Below are 22,697 nucleotides of genomic sequence, written 5' to 3' on the forward strand. Positions count from 1 at the left end.
ATCGGCAACTGCCGTCGATCTGCCCCACCGGTGTGCCGGGTGCCGGGCCCCGCCGAAACTACGTTTCTCCTCGTACCGCATTGGCGATCCCTGGGATCCCCCGACCGACGAGGAACCGTGCGATGTCCCCCCACCTTGACCAGACCTGGCCGCTGAGTGAGTCGCAGAAGGGGATCTGGTTCGCCCAGCAGGCGGACCCCCGGACCCCCATGTTCGTCAACGCCGAGTACTACGAGATCGACGGCGCGCTGGACGCCGCGCTGCTCGCCCGGACCGTCGACCTGGTCGTTGCGGAGGCGGAGAACCTGCGCCTGCGCTTCACCGAGACCGACGACGGGCCCGTACAGCACCCCGATCCCGACATCCGCCTGCCGCTGCGCCTCATCGATCTGCGCGGTGAGGACGACCCGCACGCCGCCGCCCTGGAGTGGATGAGGCGGGACGTGGCCCACGCCCCGGACCCCCGCTCCGACGCGCTGTGCGCCTTCGTCCTGTTCCGCACCGGCGAGGACAGCCACCTCTGGTACACCCGGGCGCACCACCTGGTCGTCGACGGCTACACCTTCATGCTCCTGGCTCGCCGTATCGCCGACGTCTACACGAAGCTGGCCGCGGGGGAGGAGCCCGCACCGGCCTTCGGCTCCCTGCGCGACCTCCTGGAGGAGGACCTGCGCTACCGGGACGGCGGGGAGGGCGTGGCCGACCGCGCCCACTGGGAGGAGCGCCTGGCAGGGGCTCCCGCCTTCACCTCCCTGACCGGCCGCACCGCGCCCCCCTCGCACCGGCACCTGCGCTCCAGTTTCACCGTCCCACCGGAGGAGCTCACCCGCATCGAGGCCGCCGCCGAGCGGATCGGCACCGGGTGGAAGCAGGTCCTGATGGCGGTGGCCGCCGTTTTCACCCGCCAGTGGTCGGGTGAGGACGACCTCCTGCTCAGCCTCCCCGTCGCGGCGCGCACCACCCCGCTGAGCCGCCGGACGCCCGGCATGCAGTCCAACGTGGTTCCGCTGCGCTGCCGGACCGCCCCGGACCTCACCTTCGCGGAACTGGCCCGGTCGGTGGCCGCCGAGCTGCGTGCCTGCCTGCCCCACCAGCGCCACCCGATCGCCTCGACCCTGCGCGTGCTGGGGCAGACCGCGGACGCTCGCCACGAGTGCGGCCCGATCGTCAACATCATGGCGTTCGACTACGACCTCTCGTTCGCCGGCCTGCCGGCCCGGCCGCACAACATCTTCCAGGGGCCCATCGAGGAGCTGCGGATCGACGTTCTCCAGCGCGGTCGCGGGGGAGCCCTCACGATCGACTTCGACGCCAACCCGGCCGTCTACTCCGAGCGGGAGCTGGAACGCCACCGCCTCAGCTTCGAGGTGCTGCTGTCCCGCCTGTGCGCCGACCCCGACCTCCTGCTGCGCGACGCCGACGGCATGGCCCCCGGGGACCGGCGCCGCCAGCTCACGGAGTTCAACGCGACCGGTGCGGGTGTGGTGGATCGGACGGTTGCGGAGGTGTTCGAGGAGCACGTGCGTCGTGATCCGGACGCGGTGGCGGTGGTGTTCGGCGAACAGCGGTTGACCTACGCGGAGCTGGACGCGCGCGCCAACCGGCTGGCGCATCACCTGGTCGAGGTCGGGCTCTCTCGTGGCGACACCGTCGGCATTCTCCTGGAGCGCGGTGTGGAGTTGGCGGTGGCCGTGGTCGCGGCGACCAAGGCCGGTGCCCCCTACCTGTTGTTGGACTCGGGTTTCCCGGATGAGCGGTTGCGGTCGTTGGCCGGGAGTGCGGGTGTGCGGGCGGTGGTGACGCGTGGGGTCTGGGCGGATCGGGTTCCCGCGGTGGTGCCGCCGGTGCTGGTGGACGAGCACACGGAGGTGATCGCCGCCTGTGCGGCCACGACCGTGGTCGCGGGTGTGGTCCCTCAGGACGCGTTCGGTGTCATTTTCACGTCGGGTTCGACGGGTCGTCCCAAGGGTGTGTTGACCTCCCATCGTGCGGTGGTGGGGACGTTCGTGGGGCAGGACTACGTGGATTTCGGTCCGGATCACGTGTGGTTGCAGTGCGCGCCGGTGTCGTGGGACGGGTTCGTGTTGGAGTTCTGGGGTGCGTTGTTGTCGGGTGCGGCGTGTGTGCTCCAGCCGGAGCGTTCGCCGGAACCGGACCGGATCGTGGATCTCGTCAGGCGGGAGTCGGTGACCACGTTGTGGTTGTCGGCGGGGTTGTTCAACCTGTTGTTGGACGAGCATCCGGGGGTGTTCTCCTCGGTGCGGCAGGTGATGACGGGTGGTGAGGCCCCGTCGGTGGAGCACCTGCGTCGTTTCCGTGCGATGTTCCCCGGTGTGCGGTTGGTCCACGGGTACGGTCCCGCCGAGGCGATGATCTTCACCAACGCCGTGACGCTGGGGGAGATCCCCGAGGGGCGGGTCCCGGTGGGGCCTCCGCTGGCGGGCAAGCGGGTGTACGTGCTGGACGAGCGGTTGCGTCCTGTTCCGCCGGGTGTGGTCGGTGAGGTGTACGCGGCCGGGGTGGGTCTGGCGGACGGTTATCTGGGGCTTCCCGGTCAGACGGCGGAGCGGTTCCTGCCGGACCCGTTCGGCGGACCCGGCGAGCGGATCTACCGGACCGGTGACCTGGGTCGGTGGACCGAGGACGGCGAGCTGGTGGTCGTGGGTCGCGCGGACGGTCAGGTGAAGATCCGCGGCTTCCGCGTCGAGCCCGGAGAGGTGGAGGCGGTACTCACGGCGTTGCCTCAGGTGGCCGCCGCGGTGGTGACGGCCTGGGGTGCGACGGTGGGTGAGCGGCGTCTGGTCGCTCATGTGGCCCTGGAGCCGGGGGCGGACCCGGACCCGGTCGGGCTTCGTTCGTCGGTGGCGTCGGTGTTGCCGGAGCACATGGTGCCGTCGGCGGTGGTGGTGCTGGAGCGGTTGCCGTTGACGGCGAACGGCAAGGTGGATCGGCGTGCGTTGCCGGAACCGGATTTCGCGGCGCTCTCCAGCGGGCGTGCTCCGCGTGATGCCCGTGAGGAGGTGTTGTGCGGGTTGTTCGCCGAGGTGCTGGGGTTGGACTCGGTGACCATCGACGACTCGTTCTTCGATCTGGGCGGCCACTCCCTGCTGGCCACCCGCCTCATCGGCCGGGTGCGGGAGGCGTTCGGCGTCGAGGTCACCCTGCGGGAGCTGTTCGCGCACCCCACGGTCGCGGTGCTGGCCGAGCGGGCGTCCGGTGGCGTTACCCGCGGTGCGGACCGGATCGTCCCCACCCGCACCACCCGCCCGGAGCGGGTTCCGTTGTCGTTCGCGCAGCGGCGGTTGTGGTTCCTGGACCGGTTGGAGGGTCCGAGCGCGACGTACAACATTCCGGTGGTGCTGCGTCTGTCGGGCGCGGTGGACGCGGTGGCGTTGGAGGCGGCGCTGGGGGACGTGGTGGAGCGGCACGAGTCGCTGCGCACGGTGTTCCCGGCCGTGGACGGTGAGCCCTACCAGCACGTCCTGGACCCCGGACGAGCACGTGACGCGATCGTCGTGGAACACGTGGACGCCCCGGACCTGCCGGGTTCCCCCGGGGTGGTGCCGCTCTCGGCGCACCGGTTCGACCTCGCGGCCGACCTCCCGGTCCGCGCGCGGCTGACCCGGTCGGTCTCCGGGCACCGCCTGGAACTCTTGTTGCACCACATCGCGGGCGACGGGGCCTCGATGGGGCCGCTGCTGCGTGATCTGGAGATCGCCTACGGGGCTCGGGTGCGTGGAGATGTCCCGCAGTGGGCGCCGCTGCCGGTGCAGTACGCGGACTTCGCGTTGTGGCAGCGGGAGTGGCTGGGGTCGTCCGAGGACGAGGGTGGTGTGCCGGCCCGTCAGGTGGGGTACTGGCGGGAGGTGTTGGAGGGTGCGCCGGAGGAGTTGGCGTTGCCCTACGACCGTCCGCGGCCGGCGGTGGCCTCGCACCGGGGTGGTTCGGTGCCGTTGGAGCTGCCCCCGGGTCTGGGTGCGGCGGTGGAGCGGGTGGCCCGCGAACACGGTGCGACGGCGCACATGGTGTTGCAGGCGGCTGTGGCGGTGGCGTTGTCCCGGTTGGGTGCGGGGACCGACGTTCCCCTGGGTACGCCGGTGGCGGGTCGGTCGGACCGCTCGTTGGAGGACGTGGTCGGGTTCTTCGTGAACACCGTGGTCTCCCGGGTGGACGTGGCCGGTGATCCGACCTTCGGGGAGTTGCTGGGTCGGGTGCGGGATCGGTTCCTGGCGGACCTGGAGCACGCCGACGTGCCGTTCGACGTGTTGGTCGAGGCGTTGAACCCGGTGCGTTCGGCGGGGCGCAACCCGCTCTTCCAGGTCATGCTCACCCTCGAACACGAGGTCATGGAACCCCTGGACCTCGCCGGAGTCCGGGCACTGCCCGCGCTGGACACCGATTACGAGGCCGCCAAGTTCGACCTGCACCTGGCCTTCTCCCGTTCCCCGGACGGTGTCCTGGCCGGGCGGGTGGGGTTCGCTTCCGACCTCTTCGAGGAGTCCACCGCGCGGCGTCTGGCGGGTGTGCTGGTCCGTGTCCTGGACCGGATCACGGCGTGCCCGGACGGCCGGGTCGAGGGTGTGGACGTGGTCTCCGACGCGGACCTTTCGGCCTTGGAGGCGTGGAACGCGACCGGTGCGGGTGTGGTGGATCGGACGGTTCCGGAGGTGTTCGAGGAGCACGTGCGTCGTGATCCGGACGCGGTGGCGGTGGTGTTCGGCGAACAGCGGTTGACCTACGCGGAGCTGGATGCGCGCGCCAACCGGCTGGCGCATCACCTGGTCGCGCGGGGTGTGCGCCGGGGTGATCCGGTGGCGGTCCTGCTCGATCGTGGTGTCGAGCTGGCCGTGGCCGTGCTGGCCGCCGCCAAGGCCGGTGCCCCCTCGCTCCTGCTCGATCCCGGTTTTCCCGACGAGCGGCTGCGGTCCCTGGCCGACGCGGCGCGGGTCCGGTGCGTCATCGGCCGCGCGGCCTTCGGGGACCGGGTCACCGGTGACCGGATCACGGTGCTGGTGGACGAGCACGCGGAGGTGATCGCCGCCTGTGCGGCCACGACCGTGGTCGCGGGTGTGGTCCCCCAGGACGCGTTCGGTGTCATTTTCACGTCGGGTTCGACGGGTCGTCCCAAGGGTGTGTTGACCTCGCATCGTGCGGTGGTGGGGACGTTCGTGGGGCAGGACTACGTGGATTTCGGTCCGGATCACGTGTGGTTGCAGTGTGCGCCGGTGTCGTGGGACGGGTTCGTGTTGGAGTTCTGGGGTGCGTTGTTGTCGGGTGCGGCGTGTGTGCTCCAGCCGGAGCGTTCGCCGGAACCGGACCGGATCGTGGATCTCGTCAGGCGGGAGTCGGTGACCACGTTGTGGTTGTCGGCGGGGTTGTTCAACCTGTTGTTGGACGAGCATCCGGGGGTGTTCTCCTCGGTGCGGCAGGTGATGACGGGTGGTGAGTCGCCGTCGGTGGAGCACCTGCGTCGCTTCCGTGCGATGTTCCCGGATGTGCGGTTGGTGCACGGGTACGGTCCCGCCGAGGCGATGATCTTCACCAATGCGGTGACGCTGGGGGAGATCCCCGAGGGGCGGGTCCCGGTGGGGCCTCCCCTGGCGGGCAAGCGGGTCCATGTGCTCGACGGCCGGCTGCGGCGGGTGCCCGTCGGCGTCGTCGGCGAGGTCTACGCCGCGGGCGTCGGCCTGGCGCACGGGTACGTGGGTCGTCCGGGTGCCACTGCGGAGCGGTTCCTGCCGGACCCGTTCGGGGGACCCGGCGAACGGATCTACCGGACCGGTGACCTGGGTCGGTGGACCGAGGACGGCGAGCTGGTGGTCGTGGGCCGGGCCGACGGCCAGGTCAAGATCCGCGGCTTCCGCATCGAGCCCGGAGAGGTCGAGAACGCCCTCGCCTCCCTGCCCCGCGTCGCTGCCGCCGTCGTGACCGTGTGGCAAGACCGCTCCGGTGACCGTCGCCTCGTCGGTTACGCCGTCCCCGCCGAGGACGGCGTGGGTGCCGGCGTCGACGGCGCCTCGCTGAGGAGCGCGCTGGCGTCGGTGTTGCCGGAGCACATGGTGCCGTCGGCGGTGGTGGTGCTGGAGCGGTTGCCGTTGACGGCCAACGGCAAGGTGGATCGGCGTGCGTTGCCCGAACCGGATTTCGCGGCGCTCTCCAGCGGGCGTGCTCCGCGTGACGCACGTGAGGAGGTGTTGTGCGGGTTGTTCGCCGAGGTGCTGGGGTTGGACTCGGTGACCATCGACGACTCGTTCTTCGACCTGGGCGGCCACTCCCTGCTGGCCACCCGCCTCATCGCCCGCATCCGTGCCTCGCACGGCGCTGAGGTCACCCTCAAGGACCTCTTCCGCACCCCCACCGTCGCGGAACTCTCCGCCGTGCTGGCCGACGGCTCCCGGGACGACGACGCGCGCCCGCGCCTGCTGCCCCGGGAGCGTCCGGAGCGGGTTCCGTTGTCGTTCGCGCAGCGGCGGTTGTGGTTCCTGGACCGGTTGGAGGGTCCGAGCGCGACGTACAACATCCCCTACCGCCTGCGGTTCGCGCACCTGCCCGACCCGGTGGCGTTGGAGGCGGCGCTGGGGGATGTGGTGGAGCGGCACGAGTCGCTGCGGACGGTGTTCCGCGAGGCTGACGGCGAGCCGTACCAGCACGTCCTGGACCCGGTGGCCGCGCGCGGGGCGCTGGTGTTCGAGCGGGGGGTCGACCACGCTCCGCCGCTCTCGGCGTACCGGTTCGACCTGGCGGCCGATCTTCCGGTGCGCGCCCGGTTCACCGGGGCCGTTGACGGATGGTGCCTGGAGATCCTGCTGCACCACATCGCGGGTGACGGGGCCTCGATGGGTCCGCTGCTGCGTGATCTGGAGGCGGCCTATCGGGCCAGGGTCAGCGGAGGTGTTCCCGGGTGGGCGCCGTTGCCGGTGCAGTACGCGGACTTCGCGTTGTGGCAGCGGGAGTGGCTGGGCTCGGCGCAGGACGAGGGGAGCGTTCTGGCGGGTCAGGTGGGGTACTGGAAGGGTGCTTTGGAGGGTGCGCCGGAGGAGTTGGCGTTGCCCTATGACCGTCCTCGGCCCGTGGCGGCGTCGCACCGGGGTGGTTCGGTGCCGTTGGAGCTGCCCCCGGGTCTGGGTGCTGCGGTGGAGCGGGTGGCCCGCGAACACGGTGCGACGGCGCACATGGTGTTGCAGGCGGCTGTGGCGGTGGCGTTGTCCCGGTTGGGTGCGGGGACCGACGTTCCCCTGGGTACGCCGGTGGCGGGTCGGTCGGACCGCTCGTTGGAGGATGCGGTCGGGTTCTTCGTGAACACGGTGGTCTCGCGGGTGGACCTGGCCGGTGACCCCTCGTTCGCGGAGTTGCTGGGTCGGGTGCGGGAGCGGTCACTGGCGGATCTGGAGCACGCGGACGTGCCGTTCGACCTGCTCGTGGAGGCGTTGAACCCGGTGCGTTCGGCGGGGCGCAACCCGCTCTTCCAGGTCATGCTCACCCTCGAACACGACGCTCCGGCCCACTTCGACGTCGGCCGCGGCGGTGCGGTCGTCGAGGAGAACGACGTCGTCGAGGCGGCCAAGTTCGATCTCACGGTGGCGTTCCGTTCCGGCCCTGGCGGACTCTCCGGTCGGGTGGGGTTCGCGTCCGATCTGTTCGAGGAGTCGACCGTGCGGCGTCTGGCGGGTGTGCTGGTCCGTGTCCTGGACCGGATCACGGCGTGCCCGGACGGCCGGGTCGAGGGTGTGGACGTGGTCTCGGCCGAGGACCGTGTCGCTCTGGAGGCGTGGAACGCGACCGGTGCGGGTGTGGTGGATCGGACGGTTGCGGAGGTGTTCGAGGAGCACGTGCGTCGTGATCCGGACGCGGTGGCGGTGGTGTTCGGCGAACAGCGGTTGACCTACGCGGAGCTGGACGCGCGCGCCAACCGGCTCGCCCACCGTCTGGTCGGGGACGGGCTCTCCCGCGGTGACACCGTCGGTGTGCTGCTGGAGCGCGGTGTGGAGTTGGCGGTGGCCGTGGTCGCGGCGGTCAAGGCGGGCCTGCCTTATCTGTTGCTGGATGCGGGTTTCCCGGATGAGCGGTTGCGGTCGTTGGCCGGGAGTGCGGGTGTGCGGGCGGTGGTGACGCGTGGGGTCTGGGCGGATCGGGTTCCCGCGGTGGTGCCGCCGGTGCTGGTGGACGAGCACGCGGAGGTGATCGGGCGAGAGTCCGGTGTCGCTCCGTGTGCGGGGGTCACCCCGGACGAGGGGATGTCCGTGATCTTCACGTCGGGTTCGACGGGTCGTCCCAAGGGTGTGTTGACCTCGCATCGTGCGGTGGTGGGGACGTTCGTGGGGCAGGACTACGTGGATTTCGGTCCGGATCACGTGTGGTTGCAGTGCGCGCCGGTGTCGTGGGACGGGTTCGTGTTGGAGTTCTGGGGTGCGTTGTTGTCGGGTGCGGCGTGTGTGCTCCAGCCGGGGCGGTCCCCCGAGCCCGCTCTGATGGCCTCCCTTGCCGTCGAGCACGGTGTGAGCACGTTGTGGTTGTCGGCGGGGTTGTTCAACCTGTTGTTGGACGAGCATCCGGGGGTGTTCTCCTCGGTGCGGCAGGTGATGACGGGTGGTGAGGCCCCGTCGGTGGAGCACCTGCGCCGCTTCCGTGCGATGTTCCCCGGTGTGCGGTTGGTGCACGGGTACGGTCCCGCCGAGGCGATGATCTTCACCAACGCCGTGACGCTGGGGGAGATCCCCGAGGGGCGGGTCCCGGTGGGGCCTCCCCTGGCGGGCAAGCGGGTCCATGTGCTCGACGGCAGGTTGCGGCAGGTGCCCGTCGGCGTCGTCGGCGAGGTCTACGCCGCGGGCGTCGGCCTGGCGGACGGTTATCTGGGGCTTCCCGGTCAGACGGCGGAGCGGTTCCTGCCGGACCCGTTCGGCGGACCCGGCGAACGGATCTACCGGACCGGTGACCTGGGCCGGTGGACCGAGGACGGCGAGCTGGTGGTCGTGGGTCGCGCGGACGGTCAGGTGAAGATCCGCGGCTTCCGCATCGAACCCGGAGAGGTCGAGAACGCCCTCGCCGGAACCTGCGGTGTGGACCACGCGACGGTCGTCGTACACGGGGACACGGTCGGTGAGCGGCGCCTGGTCGCCTATGTCGTCCCGGTCGCTGACACGGAGGTGGACCCGGTCCGGGTTCGGGTGGCCGCGGCTTCGGTGTTGCCGGAGCACATGGTGCCGTCGGCGGTGGTGGTGCTGGAGCGGTTGCCGTTGACGGCCAACGGCAAGGTGGATCGGCGTGCGTTGCCCGAACCGGATTTCGCGGCGCTCTCCAGCGGGCGTGCTCCGCGTGACGCACGTGAGGAGGTGTTGTGCGGGTTGTTCGCCGAGGTGCTGGGGTTGGACTCGGTGACCATCGACGACTCGTTCTTCGACCTGGGCGGCCACTCCCTGCTGGCGGCCCGGTTGATCGGACGGGTGCGGGAGGCGTTCGGTGTCGAGGTCACCCTGCGGGACCTCTTCTCCCACCCCGCCGTGCTCTCCCTGTCCTCGGTGCTGGACCGGGCGGCTCCCGAGGACGGCGGCGGATCCGTCCGCCTGGCACCCCGGGAGCGTCCGGAGCGGGTTCCGTTGTCGTTCGCGCAGCGGCGGTTGTGGTTCCTGGACCGGTTGGAGGGTCCGAGCGCGACGTACAACATTCCGGTGGTGCTGCGTCTGTCGGGCCCCGTGGACGCGGTGGCGTTGGAGGCGGCGCTGGGGGATGTGGTGGAGCGGCACGAGTCGCTGCGGACGGTGTTCCGTGATGCGGACGGCGAGCCGTACCAGCACGTCCTGGACCCGGTGGCCGCACGCGGGGCGCTGGTCTTCGAACGGGAATCCGATGGTCTGCCCGCCCTGTCCGGGTACCGGTTCGACCTGTCCGCCGACCTTCCGGTGCGCGCCCGGCTGATGGAATCGGACTCCGGGCACCGACTGGAGCTGCTGCTGCACCACATCGCTGGTGACGGCGCGTCCCTCGTCCCGCTGCTGCGCGACCTGGAACGGTCCTATGCGGCCCGCCTGCGCGGCGTGGCCGACGACCGCCCCGCGCTTCCCGTCCAGTACGCGGACTTCGCGTTGTGGCAGCGGGAGTGGCTGGGCTCGGCGCAGGACGAGGGGAGCGTTCTGGCGGGTCAGGTGGGGTACTGGAAGGGTGCTTTGGAGGGTGCGCCGGAGGAGTTGGCGTTGCCCTATGACCGTCCTCGGCCCGTGGCGGCGTCGCACCGGGGTGGTTCGGTGCCGTTGGAGCTGCCCCCGGGTCTGGGTGCTGCGGTGGAGCGGGTGGCGCGGGAGCACGGTGCGACGGCGCACATGGTGTTGCAGGCTGCTGTGGCCGCGGCGTTGTCCCGGTTGGGTGCGGGGACCGATGTGCCGCTGGGCACACCGGTCGCCGGACGCGGTGGGAGCGGCCTGGAGGACGTGGTCGGGTTCTTCGTGAACACGGTGGTCTCGCGGGTGGACGTGGCCGGTGATCCGACCTTCGCGGAGTTGCTGGGTCGGGTGCGGGAGCGGTCACTGGCGGATCTGGAGCACGCGGACGTGCCGTTCGACCTGCTGGTGGAGGCGTTGAACCCGGTGCGTTCGGCGGGGCGCAACCCGCTCTTCCAGGTCATGCTCACCCTCAGACACGGTGACGACCTGGTGATGGACCTGGGCGGCGTCACCGCGGAGCCGGACCTGGACGACGACCTCGACGTCGCCAAGTTCGACCTCAGCATCGGCTTCGAGGTCGGTTCCGGCGGACTCTCCGGTCGGGTGGGGTTCGCGTCCGATCTGTTCGAGGAGTCGACCGTGCGGCGTCTGGCCGGTGTGCTGGTCCGGGTGTTGGAGCAGGCCGTGGCCGACCCGGGGGTTCGGATGCTGGGTGTGGACGTGGTCTCGGCCGAGGACCGTGTCGCTCTGGAGGCGTGGAACGCGACCGGTGCGGGTGTGGTGGATCGGACGGTTGCGGAGGTGTTCGAGGAGCACGTGCGTCGTGATCCGGACGCGGTGGCGGTGGTGTTCGGTGGTGAGCGGTTGACCTACGCGGAGCTGGATGCGCGCGCCAACCGGCTGGCGCATCACCTGGTCGCGCGGGGTGTGTGCCGGGGTGAGGCGGTGGGCGTCCTGCTCGACCGCGGTGTGGAGCTGGCCGTCACCGTGGTGGCGGCGACCAAGGCCGGTGCCCCCTACCTGTTGTTGGATGCGGGTTTCCCGGATGAGCGGTTGCGGTCGTTGGCCGGGAGTGCGGGTGTGCGGGCGGTGGTGACGCGTGGGGTCTGGGCGGATCGGGTTCCCGCGGTGGTGCCGCCGGTGCTGGTGGACGAGCACGCGGAGGTGATCGGGCGAGAGTCCGGTGTCGCTCCGTGTGCGGGGGTCACCCCGGACGAGGGGATGTCCGTGATCTTCACGTCGGGTTCGACGGGTCGTCCCAAGGGTGTGTTGACCTCGCATCGTGCGGTGGTGGGGACGTTCGTGGGGCAGGACTACGTGGATTTCGGTCCGGATCACGTGTGGTTGCAGTGTGCGCCGGTGTCGTGGGACGGGTTCGTGTTGGAGTTCTGGGGTGCGTTGTTGTCGGGTGCGGCGTGTGTGCTCCAGCCGGAGCGTTCGCCGGAACCGGACCGGATCGTGGATCTCGTCAGGCGGGAGTCGGTGACCACGTTGTGGTTGTCGGCGGGGTTGTTCAACCTGTTGTTGGACGAGCATCCGGGGGTGTTCTCCTCGGTGCGGCAGGTGATGACGGGTGGTGAGTCGCCGTCGGTGGAGCACCTGCGTCGTTTCCGTGCGATGTTCCCCGGTGTGCGGTTGGTCCACGGGTACGGTCCCGCCGAGGCGATGATCTTCACCAACGCCCTCACTCTCACCGCCACCGCAGAAGGTCGCGTTCCGGTGGGAGGGCCCCTCGCGGGCAAGCGGGTGTACGTGCTGGACGAGTGGCTGCGTCCGGTCCCGCCGGGTGTGGCCGGCGAGGTCTACGCCGCGGGTGTCGGCCTGGCTTACGGGTACGTGGGCCGCCCCGGCGACACCGCGGAGCGGTTCCTGCCGGACCCGTTCGGCGGACCCGGCGAACGGATCTACCGGACCGGTGACCTGGGTCGGTGGACCGAGGACGGCGAGCTGGTGGTCGTGGGTCGCGCGGACGGTCAGGTGAAGATCCGCGGCTTCCGCATCGAGCCCGGAGAGGTGGAGGCGGTGCTCACGGCGTTGCCTCAGGTGGCCGCCGCGGTGGTGACGGCCTGGGGTGCGACGGTGGGTGAGCGGCGTCTGGTCGCTCATGTGGCCCTGGAGCCGGGGGCGGACCCGGACCCGGTCGGGCTTCGTTCGTCGGTGGCGTCGGTGTTGCCGGAGCACATGGTGCCGTCGGCGGTGGTGGTGCTGGAGCGGTTGCCGTTGACGGCCAACGGCAAGGTGGATCGGCGTGCGTTGCCCGAACCGGATTTCGCGGCGCTCTCCAGCGGGCGTGCTCCGCGTGACGCCCGTGAGGAGGTGTTGTGCGGGTTGTTCGCCGAGGTGCTGGGGTTGGACTCGGTGACGATCGACGACTCGTTCTTCGATCTGGGCGGCCACTCCCTGCTGGCCACCCGCCTCATCGCCCGCATCCGTGCCTCGCACGGCGCGGAGGTCACCCTCAAGGACCTCTTCCGCACCCCCACCGTCGCGGAACTGGTCCAGCGGATCGATCAGGCACCGCCCACCAGGCGGACCCGGCCCAAGCTGAGTCGGCGCACCCACCGGGGCGCACGGCTCTGAGCCGCGGGGCGGCACCGGCGCGGACGGCCCGGTGCCCGCCCCGCCCGCCGCGTGCCCGGGTCCGGTCGACCGCCGGAACCCGGGCCGCGGCTCCGGTCGCCCGCCGTGCCGGGAGCCAACTGCCGCCCACCCTGCCCGCGCACCTGCCGAGCGACGGGGCCCGGTGTTCCTAGGGTCGAAGGCAAGCGAATCAGTAGGCGAACGCCGACAGGCGGGACGACAGGCGGGTCGACATGCTTCCCCTTTCTTATGCGCAGCGGCGGTTGTGGTTCCTGGACCGGTTGGAGGGTCCGAGCGCGACGTACAACATTCCGGTGGTGCTGCGTCTGTCGGGCCCCGTGGACGCGGTGGCGTTGGAGGCGGCGCTGGGGGACGTGGTGGAGCGGCACGAGTCGTTGCGCACGGTGTTCCCGGCGTTGGACGGTGAGCCGTTCCAGCGGGTGCTGCCGATCGAGGAGGCCCGTCCCGTGTTGCCGGTGGTGGAGGTGGCCGAGGGCGGGACCGCCGAGGCGGTGGCGGGGGCGGTGCGGTACGCGTTCGATCTGGGCGGTGAGATCCCGGTGCGCGGGCTGTTGCTGCGCGAACCCGGTGGTGATCACGTGCTGGTCCTGGTGTTGCACCACATCGCGGGTGACGGGTGGTCGATGGGGCCGCTGTTGCGGGACCTGGGTGAGGCCTACGGTGCCCGGCTCGGGGGGAACGGCCCGGAGTGGGAGCCGCTGGAGATCCAGTACGCCGACTACGCCCTCTGGCAGGAGGACGTCCTGGGCGCCGACGACGACCCCGACAGCCTCGCCGCCGAGCAGATCGCCTTCTGGCGGGAGACCCTGGCGGACCTCCCCGAGGTGCTGGACCTGCCCGCGGACCGGCTCCGCCCGGCCGCCGCCTCCTACCGCGGCGGCATCGCCCCCATCTCCCTGTCGTCCGAGACCCACCGCGGCCTCCTCCACTTGGCCGCGGAGCGGGACGCCACCCTGTTCATGGTCCTCCAGGCCGCCCTGGCCGTGCTGCTCGACCGCATGGGTGCGGGATCCGACATCCCCCTGGGCACCCCCGTCGCGGGACGCGACGACGAGGGCCTGGAGGAGCTCGTCGGGTTCTTCGTCAACACGCTGGTGCTGCGCACCGACACCTCGGGCGATCCCACCTTCGCGGAACTGCTGGACCGGGTGAGGGAGGCGGACCTGGCGGCCTTCGCCCACCAGGACCTGCCCTTCGATCGTTTGGTGGAGATCGTCAATCCGGCCAGGTCGGCGGCGCACCACCCGCTGTTCCAGGTGATGCTGGTGCTTCAGAACAACGCCGGGGCGGCGCTCTCGCTGCCCGGTCTGGAGGTGGCCGAGGAGCCCTTCCGGACCGGTATGGCCAAGTTCGACCTCACCTTCATCCTGGGGGAGTCCGCGTCCGGGGGCGGCTCCCCGGCCGGTCTGGAGGGCGGCCTGGAGTACGCCACCGACCTCTTCGACCACACGACCGCGCAGCGCCTCGTCGAACGCCTCGTCCGCGTCCTCGACACGGTGGCGCGGGACGCGGGGGCACGCGTCGGAGACATCGACCTGCTCTCGGCCGACGAGCGCGCCGCCCTCCAGAAGTGGAACTCCACCGCCCTCGACCTGCCCGACCCCACCGCCACCGGCGTCTTCGGCGACCGGGTCCGCGAGGCCCCCGACGCCACGGCCTTGGTGTTCGGTGCTGAGCGGTTGACCTACGCGGAGCTGGACGCGCGCGCCAACCGGCTCGCCCACCATCTGATCGGGTCGGGTGTGCGCCGGGGTGATCCGGTGGCGGTCCTGCTCGACCGGGGTCCGGACCTGGCCGTCACCGTGCTGGCCGCGACCAAGGCCGGGGCCCCCTACCTGCTGCTGGACCCGGCGTTTCCGGACGAGCGGCTGCGTTCCATGGTGGAGGGCGCCGGGGCCCGTCACCTGGTCACGCTGGCCCAGGACGCCGGACGTGCCCCCACCGGCTGTCCGCCGGTGCTGGTCGATGCGCACGCGGAGGGGATCAGAGCCGGATCGGACCGGTCGCCCGAGGTGCCCCTGAACGGCGAGGACGGACTCTGCGTCATGTTCACCTCGGGGTCCACCGGCCGTCCCAAGGGGGTCCTCATCCCGCACCGCGCCGTCGTCGGGACCCTGCGAGGGCAGGGTTTCGCGGACTTCGGCGCGGACCAGGTCTGGCTCCAGTCCGGTCTGCTCTCGTGGGACGTGTTCGCGCTGGAGTTCTGGGGCTCGCTCCTCAACGGCGCCCGCTGCGTCCTCCAGCCGGGGTCGCACACCCGCCCGGAGCTGATCGCCTCCCTGGTGGCCGAGCACGGGGTGAGCACGCTGTGGCTGTCGGCGGGCCTGTTCAACACCATGCTGGACGAGCATCCGGGGGTGTTCTCCTCGGTGCGGCAGGTGATGACCGGTGGGGAGGCCCCCTCGGTGGAGCACCTGCGCCGCTTCCGGCAGGAGTTCCCCGAGGTGCGGCTCATCCACGGGTACGGCCCGGTGGAGGCGATGATCTTCACCAACGCCGTGACGCTGGGGGAGCTCCCCGAGGGGCGGGTCCCGGTGGGGCCTCCGCTGGCGGGCAAGCGGGTGTACGTGCTCGACGGCCGGCTGCGGCAGGTGCCCGTCGGCGCGGTCGGTGAGGTGTACGCGGCCGGGGTGGGTCTGGCGCACGGTTATCTGGGGCTTCCCGGTCAGACGGCGGAGCGGTTCCTGCCGGACCCGTTCGGTGGACCCGGCGAGCGGATGTACCGCACGGGTGACCTGGGTCGGTGGACCGAGGACGGCGAGCTGGTGGTCGTGGGTCGCGCGGACGGCCAGGTGAAGATCCGCGGCTTCCGCATCGAACCCGGAGAGGTCGAGAGCGCCCTGGGCGCGCACCCCGGCGTCGCGCAGGCGGCGGTACTGGTCCGGGAGGACCGGCCCGGCGACCGCCGGCTCGTCGGCTACGCCGTGCTCGAAACGGACTCCGACGCCGACCCCGCCTCCCTGCGTTCCGACCTGGGCGCGGTGCTTCCGGACTACATGGTGCCGTCGGCGGTCGTGCTGCTCGACGCCCTGCCGCTCAACGCCAGCGGCAAGCTGGATCGGCGTGCGTTGCCGGAACCGGATTTCGCGGCGCTCTCCAGCGGGCGTGCTCCGCGTGACGCACGCGAGGAGATTCTGTGCGGGTTGTTCGCCGAGGTGCTGGGGCTGGACTCGGTGACGATCGACGACTCGTTCTTCGATCTGGGCGGCCACTCCCTGCTGGCCACCCGCCTCATCGGCCGGGTGCGCGCGGCGCTGGGCGCGGAGATCACCGTGCGCGACCTGTTCCGCGCCCCCACCGTCGCCGGGGTCGCCGAGGCCCTCGACCGGGAGGGAGGCGGTCCCGTTCGCTCGGTGCCGACCCGGCGCGAGCGTCCGGAGCGGGTTCCGTTGTCGTTCGCGCAGCGGCGGTTGTGGTTCCTGGACCGGTTGGAGGGTCCGAGCGCGACGTACAACATTCCGGTGGTGCTGCGTCTGTCGGGCGCGGTGGACGCGGTGGCGTTGGAGGCGGCGCTGGGGGATGCGGTGGAGCGGCACGAGTCGTTGCGCACGGTGTTCCCGGCGGTGGACGGTGAGCCGTTCCAGCGGGTGCTGCCGATCGAGGAGGCCCGTCCCGTGTTGCCGGTGGTGGAGGTGGCGGCGGGTGGGACCGCCGACGCGGTGGCGGGGGCGGTGCGGTACGCGTTCGATCTGGGCGGTGAGATCCCGGTGCGCGGGCTGTTGCTGCGTGAACCCGGTGGTGATCACGTGCTGGTCCTGGTGTTGCACCACATCGCGGGTGACGGGTGGTCGATGGGGCCGTTGTTGCGGGACCTGGGTGAGGCCTACGGTGCCCGGTGTGGGGGGAGCGGTCCGGAGTGGGAGCCGCTGGAGATCCAGTACGCCGACTACGCCCTCTGGCAGCGCGGGCTCCTCGGGGACGGAGAGGAGCCCACGGAGCTGGCGCGGTGCCAGGCCGACCACTGGGGCGAGGCGCTGACGGGCCTTCCCGAGGTGCTGGACCTGCCCGCGGACCGGCCCCGCCCGGCCACCGCCTCCTACCGCGGCGACGTGTCGACCTTCGAGGTTCCGGCCGACGTCCACCGAAGGCTGGCCGCGCTCGCCGCGGAACGGGACGTCACCCTGTTCATGGTCCTCCAGGCCGCGCTGGCCGTGCTGCTCGACCGCATGGGTGCGGGATCCGACATCCCCCTGGGCACCCCGGCCGCCGGCCGTTCGGACCGCTCTCTGGAGGAGCTCGTCGGGTTCTTCGTCAACACGCTGGTGCTGCGCACCGACACCTCGGGCGATCCCACCTTCGCGGAACTGCTGGACCGGGTGAGGGAGGCGGACCTGGCGGCCTTCGCCCACCAGGACCTGCCCTTCGATCGTTTGGTGGAGATCGTCAATCCGGCCAGGTCGGCGGCGCACCACCCGCTGTTCCAGGTGATGCTGGTGCTTCAGAACAACGCCGGGGCGGCGCTCTCGCTGCCGGGTCTGGAGGTGGCCGAGGAGCCCTTCCGGACCGGTATGGCCAAGTTCGACCTCACCTTCAGCCTCGGCGAACGGCACGGACCCGACGGCGAGCCCGCCGGTCTGGAGGGCGGGTTGGAGTACGCCACCGACCTCTTCGACCCCGAGAGCGCCGAGCTCCTGACCGCCCGCCTGGTCCGTCTCCTGGACGCCGCCTCGGCCGACCCGCGGGCGAACGTCCGCGACCTGCCGCTCCTCACCGGCGCCGAGCACCGTGCCGCCGTGCGCGACTACAACGACACCGCGGTGCGGGGCCGCCCCAGAGTGCTCGTCCACGAGCTCTTCCAGGACCGGGTCCGGGAGACGCCCGACGCGGTCGCCGTGGTCTCCGGGGACCGGAGCCTGACGTACGCGGAGCTGGACTCCCGCGCCAACCGGCTCGCCCACCGGCTGATCTCCCTCGGCGCGGAGCCGGAGTCGGCGGTCGCCGTCCTGGTCGAGCGCTCGGTGGAGCAGCTGATCGCCACTCTGGCGGTCGTCAAGTGCGGGGCGTCCTACGTTCCGCTCGCCGACTCCTTCCCCGTCTCCCGGGTGAGGGACATCATGACCGACACCGGTGCGCGTGTCCTGGTCACCGACCGGGGAGGGCCCGTACCCGACGCCGAAGCCGCGCACGGCACCGCCGTGGCCGCCACGGATGACCCGGACGTTGACCTGCCCGACCACGACCCCGGGGTCCGGGTCGGTGACCGCGCCCTGCTGTACATCATGTTCACCTCGGGCTCCACCGGCCGTCCCAAGGGCGTGGCCGTCGACCACCGCAACGTCGTCGAGCTGGCCCTGGACCACTGCTGGGACGGGGAGAACCACCGCCGTGTCCTGGTCCACTCCGCCTACGGGTTCGACGCCTCCACCTACGAGATCTGGGTTCCGCTGCTGCGCGGCGCCACCCTCGTGGTCGCCCCCCGGACCGACGGGGACGCCCACGTCCTGGCGCGGACCGTCCGCGACCACGGCGTCACCGCCGCCTACTTCACGACCGGGTTGTTCAACGTCATGGCCGACGAGTGCGTGGAGGCCCTGGCCCTGCTGCGCGAGGTGTGGACCAGCGGCGACGTCGCCTCACCCGCGGCGGTGCAGCGGGTCCTGGACCACTGCCCGGACACCGTGGTCGTGCACGGCTACGGACCCACGGAGACCACCGTCTGGTCCAGCTACCAGACCTTCGGCGCGGGGCGCGACCGACTGGCGGAGCTGACCCTGGGCACTCCCATGGACAACACGACCATGTACGTCCTGGACGAGCGGCTGCGGCCGGTACCGCCCGGTGCGACCGGGGAGCTCTACATCGGGGGCTCCCACGTGGCTCGGGGCTACGTGGGCAGGCCCGACCTGACCTCCGAACGGTTCGTCGCCGACCCCCTGGGCGCCCCTGGGGAGCGCATGTACCGGACCGGTGACCTGGTCCGCTGGACCCGGCAGGGGAGCGTGCGCTTCCTCGGCCGGATCGACGGCCAGATCAAGATCCGCGGCTTCCGCATCGAACCCGCCGAGGTCGAGGCCGTCCTGGGGGCCCTGCCGGGGGTGAACCAGTGCGCGGTCGTGGTCCGCGAGGACCGCCCCGGGGACAAGCGGCTGGTCGCCTACGTCGTCATGGAGCCGGGGAGCACCCTGGACCACGCCGCGGCGCAGCGGGAGATGGGCTCCGGACTGCCCGACTACATGGTCCCCTCCCGGTTCGTCCCGCTGGAGCGGCTGCCGCTCACCGCCAACGGCAAGCTGGACCGACGCGCGCTGCCCGCACCGGACTACGGATCCCTCGCCGGGGGCCGCGGTCCCCGGACGCCCCGCGAGGAGGTCGTCTGCGGGATCTTCGCCGAGGTACTCGGGCTCGACCGGGTCGGCATCGACGACTCGTTCTTCGACCTGGGTGGTCACTCCCTGCTGGCCACGCGCCTGATCAGCGGTGTGAACAGGGCGACCGGGCTCTCCCTGGGGGTGCGCGACCTGTTCCGGACCCCCACCGTCGCCGGCCTCCTCGACGCCGAGGACCGGTCGGGCGCGTTGGACGTCCTCCTGCCGCTGCGCGCGGAGGGAGGTGAGCGCCCGCTCTTCTGCGTCCACCCCGCGGCGGGGATGAGCTGGTGCTTCTCCGGGCTGACACGCTGGCTCGGATCAGAACAGCCGGTCTACGGGCTCCAGAGTCGGATCCTCACCGAGCCCGACCGGCTTCCCCCCACCGTCGAGGACATCGCCCGCGACCACCTCCGGGAGGTCGTGCGCGTACAGCCGCGAGGACCCTACAGGCTCCTCGGCTACTCCTTCGGAGGTCTGGTCGCCCACACCATGGCGGTCCTCCTCCGGGAACGGGGGGAGGAGGTGGAGTTCCTCGGACTCATGGACTCCTACCCCGTCCACGGGCGGCAGGGCGTCTCGGCGCCCGGTCACGAACAGCTCATGGACATGCTGCTGGCGCGGCGGCCGGAGGACCTCCGGCCGGCCCCGCCGCGGCAGGGCGGCCCGGACATCCCCAGGGCCGTCCGCGAACTGCGGGACCAGGACCCGGTCATGGCCGGGTTCACCGAGGAGGAGGTGACGGCACTCGTCACCGCCGCCGTCCACCACATCGACCTCACCCCCCGCCACGTCCCCCGCGTCTTCGACGGCGACGTCACCTTCTTCCGCGCCGAACTGGGGCGGATCGAAGGGGCGCCCGACACCGACGCCTGGGACCCGTACGTGGAGGGGGGGATCGACGTCCACCGGGTCGGCGCGACACACGCCCAGATGACGGAGCCGTCGCCGATCGAGCAGATCGGCGGGGTTCTGGCAGCCGCCCTGCGGTCACACAGCGGCTCCGAGCGGAGCACACGAATGAAGGAGACACTCACATGACCAACCCCTTCGAGGACAACGACGGCCGGTTCCGCGTACTCGTCAACGCCGAGGGCCAGCACTCCCTGTGGCCCGCGTTCGCCGACGTGCCCGCGGGCTGGGAGGTCGCCAAGGAGGAGGACACCCGCCAGGCCTGCCTGGACCACATCGAGGCGCACTGGACCGACATCAGGCCCCTCTCACTGGTCGGCTGACCCGAGACGACCCGATCGCGGCGCGGGCCACGAGCACGCGGCCGTACGACCGCCCCGGCATCCGCGGGAGCGGCCGGACACACGGGAGGGCGCCGACCGCGCCGACCCCGGCCGAGAGCCCCGGGACCGGAGGGAGAACCCCTCCGCCCGGGGCTCTCGCATGTCCGGGGTCGGGGCGAAGGACTGCCGGTCGACTGCCGACGGACACTGCCCGCCGACGCCCCGCCCCATCCCTAGCCTTCTCAGTGACCGGAACGGGACCCGGCCGCCTCGGGCGGGCACCGCGACCGGTCCTCCGCGCCCCCGACACGGTCGCGGCGAACCGGCGTCGGCCAGCACCACGAATGGGGTTCGGGAATGCGGATATCGGAAGGCCGGAGTGTCGGCACCACGAGCTCTCCCCGCGGAGCGCGCTCCAGGACGGCCCCAGACGGCATCGGGTTCGGCTCGTGCCGCGCCCACCACGGCGAGATCCTCCAGGGGGTCTTCGAGCACGAGGGAGGCCTGGTGCGCGGCCTGGTGACACTGCCGTGCGACCTGTACGGCTCCTACGCGGTGTTCGAGCCCTCCCCGCTCCCCGTGCTCACTGTGACGCCCTCTGACCGGGTGAAGGCCTTCCGCGCGGCCTCGGAGGCACTCGCGGCCCTGGGGCGCTCCTACGCGGGCGGACACCTCTACATCCAGTCCGAGACCCCGCTCTCGCGGGGGTTCGGCTCTTCCACGGGCGACGTCATCGCGACCGTCCGGGCGACGTTCGACTCCTTCGGGCGGGTCGCGGACTGCGAGACGACGGCCGGTCTGGCGGTCACCTCGGAGAGCGCCTCGGACTCCCTCATGTTCGGGGAGGACGCGGTCCTGTTCGCGCAGCGTTCCGGGTTCGTGATCGAGGGCTTCTCCGCTCCGATACCGCCCCTGGGCGTCCTGGGCTTCGGGACGAGCCGGGACGGGGCCGGGGTGCCCACCCTGGAGATGCGCCCCGCGGTCTACGACGCCGGGGAGATCGCGGCCTTCGCGGAGCTGCGGGCACTCCTGCGCCGGGCCGTCGAGACCCAGGACGCCGCGGCGGTCGGCGCCGTCGCCGGGGAGAGCGCCCGGATCAACCAGCGGCACCTCCCGGTGCCGGGCTACACCGGCCTGGAGGCCCTCGCCGCGCGCACCGGCTCGGTCGGTCTCCAGGTCGCCCACAGCGGCGACATCGCCGGGATGTTGTTCGACGCCACCGACCCGGACGTCGGACACCTGATGGACGAAGCCGAGGCCGGCCTCGCCGACCTCGGAGTGACGAAAAGCTGGCGGTTCGCCGTCGGCGGGAGCGAGAAGGATCCCTCATGACCGTGCAGACCCCCCTCTTCGACTCCATGGTCGAGGCGATGGCCATGCCGCGTTTCGTCCGCCTGCGACCCAACCTCCACGCCGTCGTCTTCAACCTCATGAAGATCCTGCCGGCCCAGTACATCATCGAGGAGGCGCGCGCCACCGGGAGCCTCACCCCGGGCACCCCCGTCCTGGAGACGTCCTCGGGGACCTTCGCCCTGGGACTGGCCATGGTGTGCCGCCGGTGGGGGCACCCGCTGACCATCGTCGGCGACCCCGCCATCGACCCGGCCCTGCGCACCCGGCTGGAGCTGCTGGGCACCCGCGTGGAGATCGTGGACGGCTTCGACGCCCCGGGCGGTATCCAGGGCGCGCGCCTGGCCCGGCTGGAGGAGCTGCGCCGCGAGCGCCCCGACTCCTTCGTTCCCGGACAGTACGACAACCCCGGCAACCCCGCCTCCTACCTCCCGGTCGCCGAGATGATCGCCCGCACCCTCGGACCCGTCGACCGCCTCGTCGCCCCCGTGGGCTCGGGGGGCTCCAGCGGCGGCATCGCCAACGCCCTGCGCGTGCTCGACAGGGACCTGGAGCTGGTCGCGGTGGACACCCCCGGCAGCGTCATCTTCGGTCTCCCGGACGCGCCCCGGGCGCTGCGCGGGCTGGGCAACAGCCTCATGCCGGGCAACGTCTCCCACACCTCCTACGACGAGGTCCACTGGGTGGGGGCCGCCGAGGCCTTCCACTCCACCCGGAGCCTGTTCGCCGACCACGGGATGTTCGTCGGCCCCACCAGCGGCGCCGCGTTCCTGGCCGCCGACTGGCACGCGCGGTGCTCGCCGGACGAGACCACGGTGGTCGTCTTCCCCGACGACGGCTACCGCTACCAGGACACCGTCTACTCCGAGTCCTGGCTGCGCGAGCGCGGGTTCTGGGGCACCGAGCCGCCGGGGGAGCCCCGCACGGCCACCGGGCCGGTCGAGGTCGACCCCCACTGGAGCCGCATGCGCTGGAACCGACGTCCGGCGGCGGAACACGCCCTGGCCCGATGACCGCGTCCCCCTCCGGCCCCCCGACCGAACAGGACCCAC

5 protein-coding genes are annotated in these 22,697 nt (G+C 71.7%); all 5 read left to right on the forward strand.

What is annotated here, in order from left to right; all coding sequences use genetic code 11:
* Positions 1-122: 122 nt before the first annotated feature.
* The 5 genes from RM479_RS06635 to RM479_RS06655 all read left to right on the forward strand — a co-directional run bounded on the left by RM479_RS06635 (position 123) and on the right by RM479_RS06655 (position 22,658).
* Positions 123-12,734 carry a non-ribosomal peptide synthetase gene (locus RM479_RS06635; RefSeq protein WP_311510827.1) on the forward strand — a complete coding sequence of 4,204 codons (12,612 nt, stop codon included), beginning with the start codon at positions 123-125 and terminating at the stop codon, positions 12,732-12,734.
* Between the two features lie 233 nt (positions 12,735-12,967).
* Positions 12,968-20,101, forward strand: a complete 7,134-nt coding sequence (locus RM479_RS06640) for a non-ribosomal peptide synthetase (protein WP_311510828.1) — start codon at positions 12,968-12,970, stop codon at positions 20,099-20,101.
* Entirely contained in the window at positions 20,098-20,295 is a 198-nt protein-coding gene (locus RM479_RS06645) for an MbtH family protein (protein ID WP_311510829.1), read from the forward strand. The genes RM479_RS06640 and RM479_RS06645 overlap by 4 nt, the downstream gene beginning before the upstream one ends.
* Positions 20,296-20,652: 357 nt before the next feature.
* Positions 20,653-21,627 (forward strand): GHMP family kinase ATP-binding protein, encoded by a 975-nt coding sequence (locus RM479_RS06650; protein ID WP_311510830.1) that lies wholly within the window; start codon positions 20,653-20,655, stop codon positions 21,625-21,627.
* On the forward strand, positions 21,624-22,658 hold the full coding sequence (locus tag RM479_RS06655; RefSeq protein WP_311510831.1) for a pyridoxal-phosphate dependent enzyme: 1,035 nt from the start codon (positions 21,624-21,626) through the stop codon (positions 22,656-22,658). The genes RM479_RS06650 and RM479_RS06655 overlap by 4 nt, the downstream gene beginning before the upstream one ends.
* Positions 22,659-22,697 lie beyond the last annotated feature (39 nt).

The sequence above is a fragment of the Nocardiopsis lambiniae genome (assembly GCF_031845465.1).
GTDB classification, from domain to species: Bacteria; Actinomycetota; Actinomycetes; order Streptosporangiales; family Streptosporangiaceae; genus Nocardiopsis; species Nocardiopsis lambiniae.

Bases quoted from the DNA above. Each gene is read 5' to 3' on its own strand.
- RM479_RS06650 (WP_311510830.1), top strand. From the start codon at position 20,653: ATGCGGATATCGGAAGGCCGGAGTGTCGGCACCACGAGCTCTCCCCGC.
- RM479_RS06640 (WP_311510828.1), top strand. From the start codon at position 12,968: ATGCTTCCCCTTTCTTATGCGCAGCGGCGGTTGTGGTTCCTGGACCGG.
- RM479_RS06655 (WP_311510831.1), top strand. From the start codon at position 21,624: ATGACCGTGCAGACCCCCCTCTTCGACTCCATGGTCGAGGCGATGGCC.
- RM479_RS06645 (WP_311510829.1), top strand. From the start codon at position 20,098: ATGACCAACCCCTTCGAGGACAACGACGGCCGGTTCCGCGTACTCGTC.
- RM479_RS06635 (WP_311510827.1), top strand. From the start codon at position 123: ATGTCCCCCCACCTTGACCAGACCTGGCCGCTGAGTGAGTCGCAGAAG.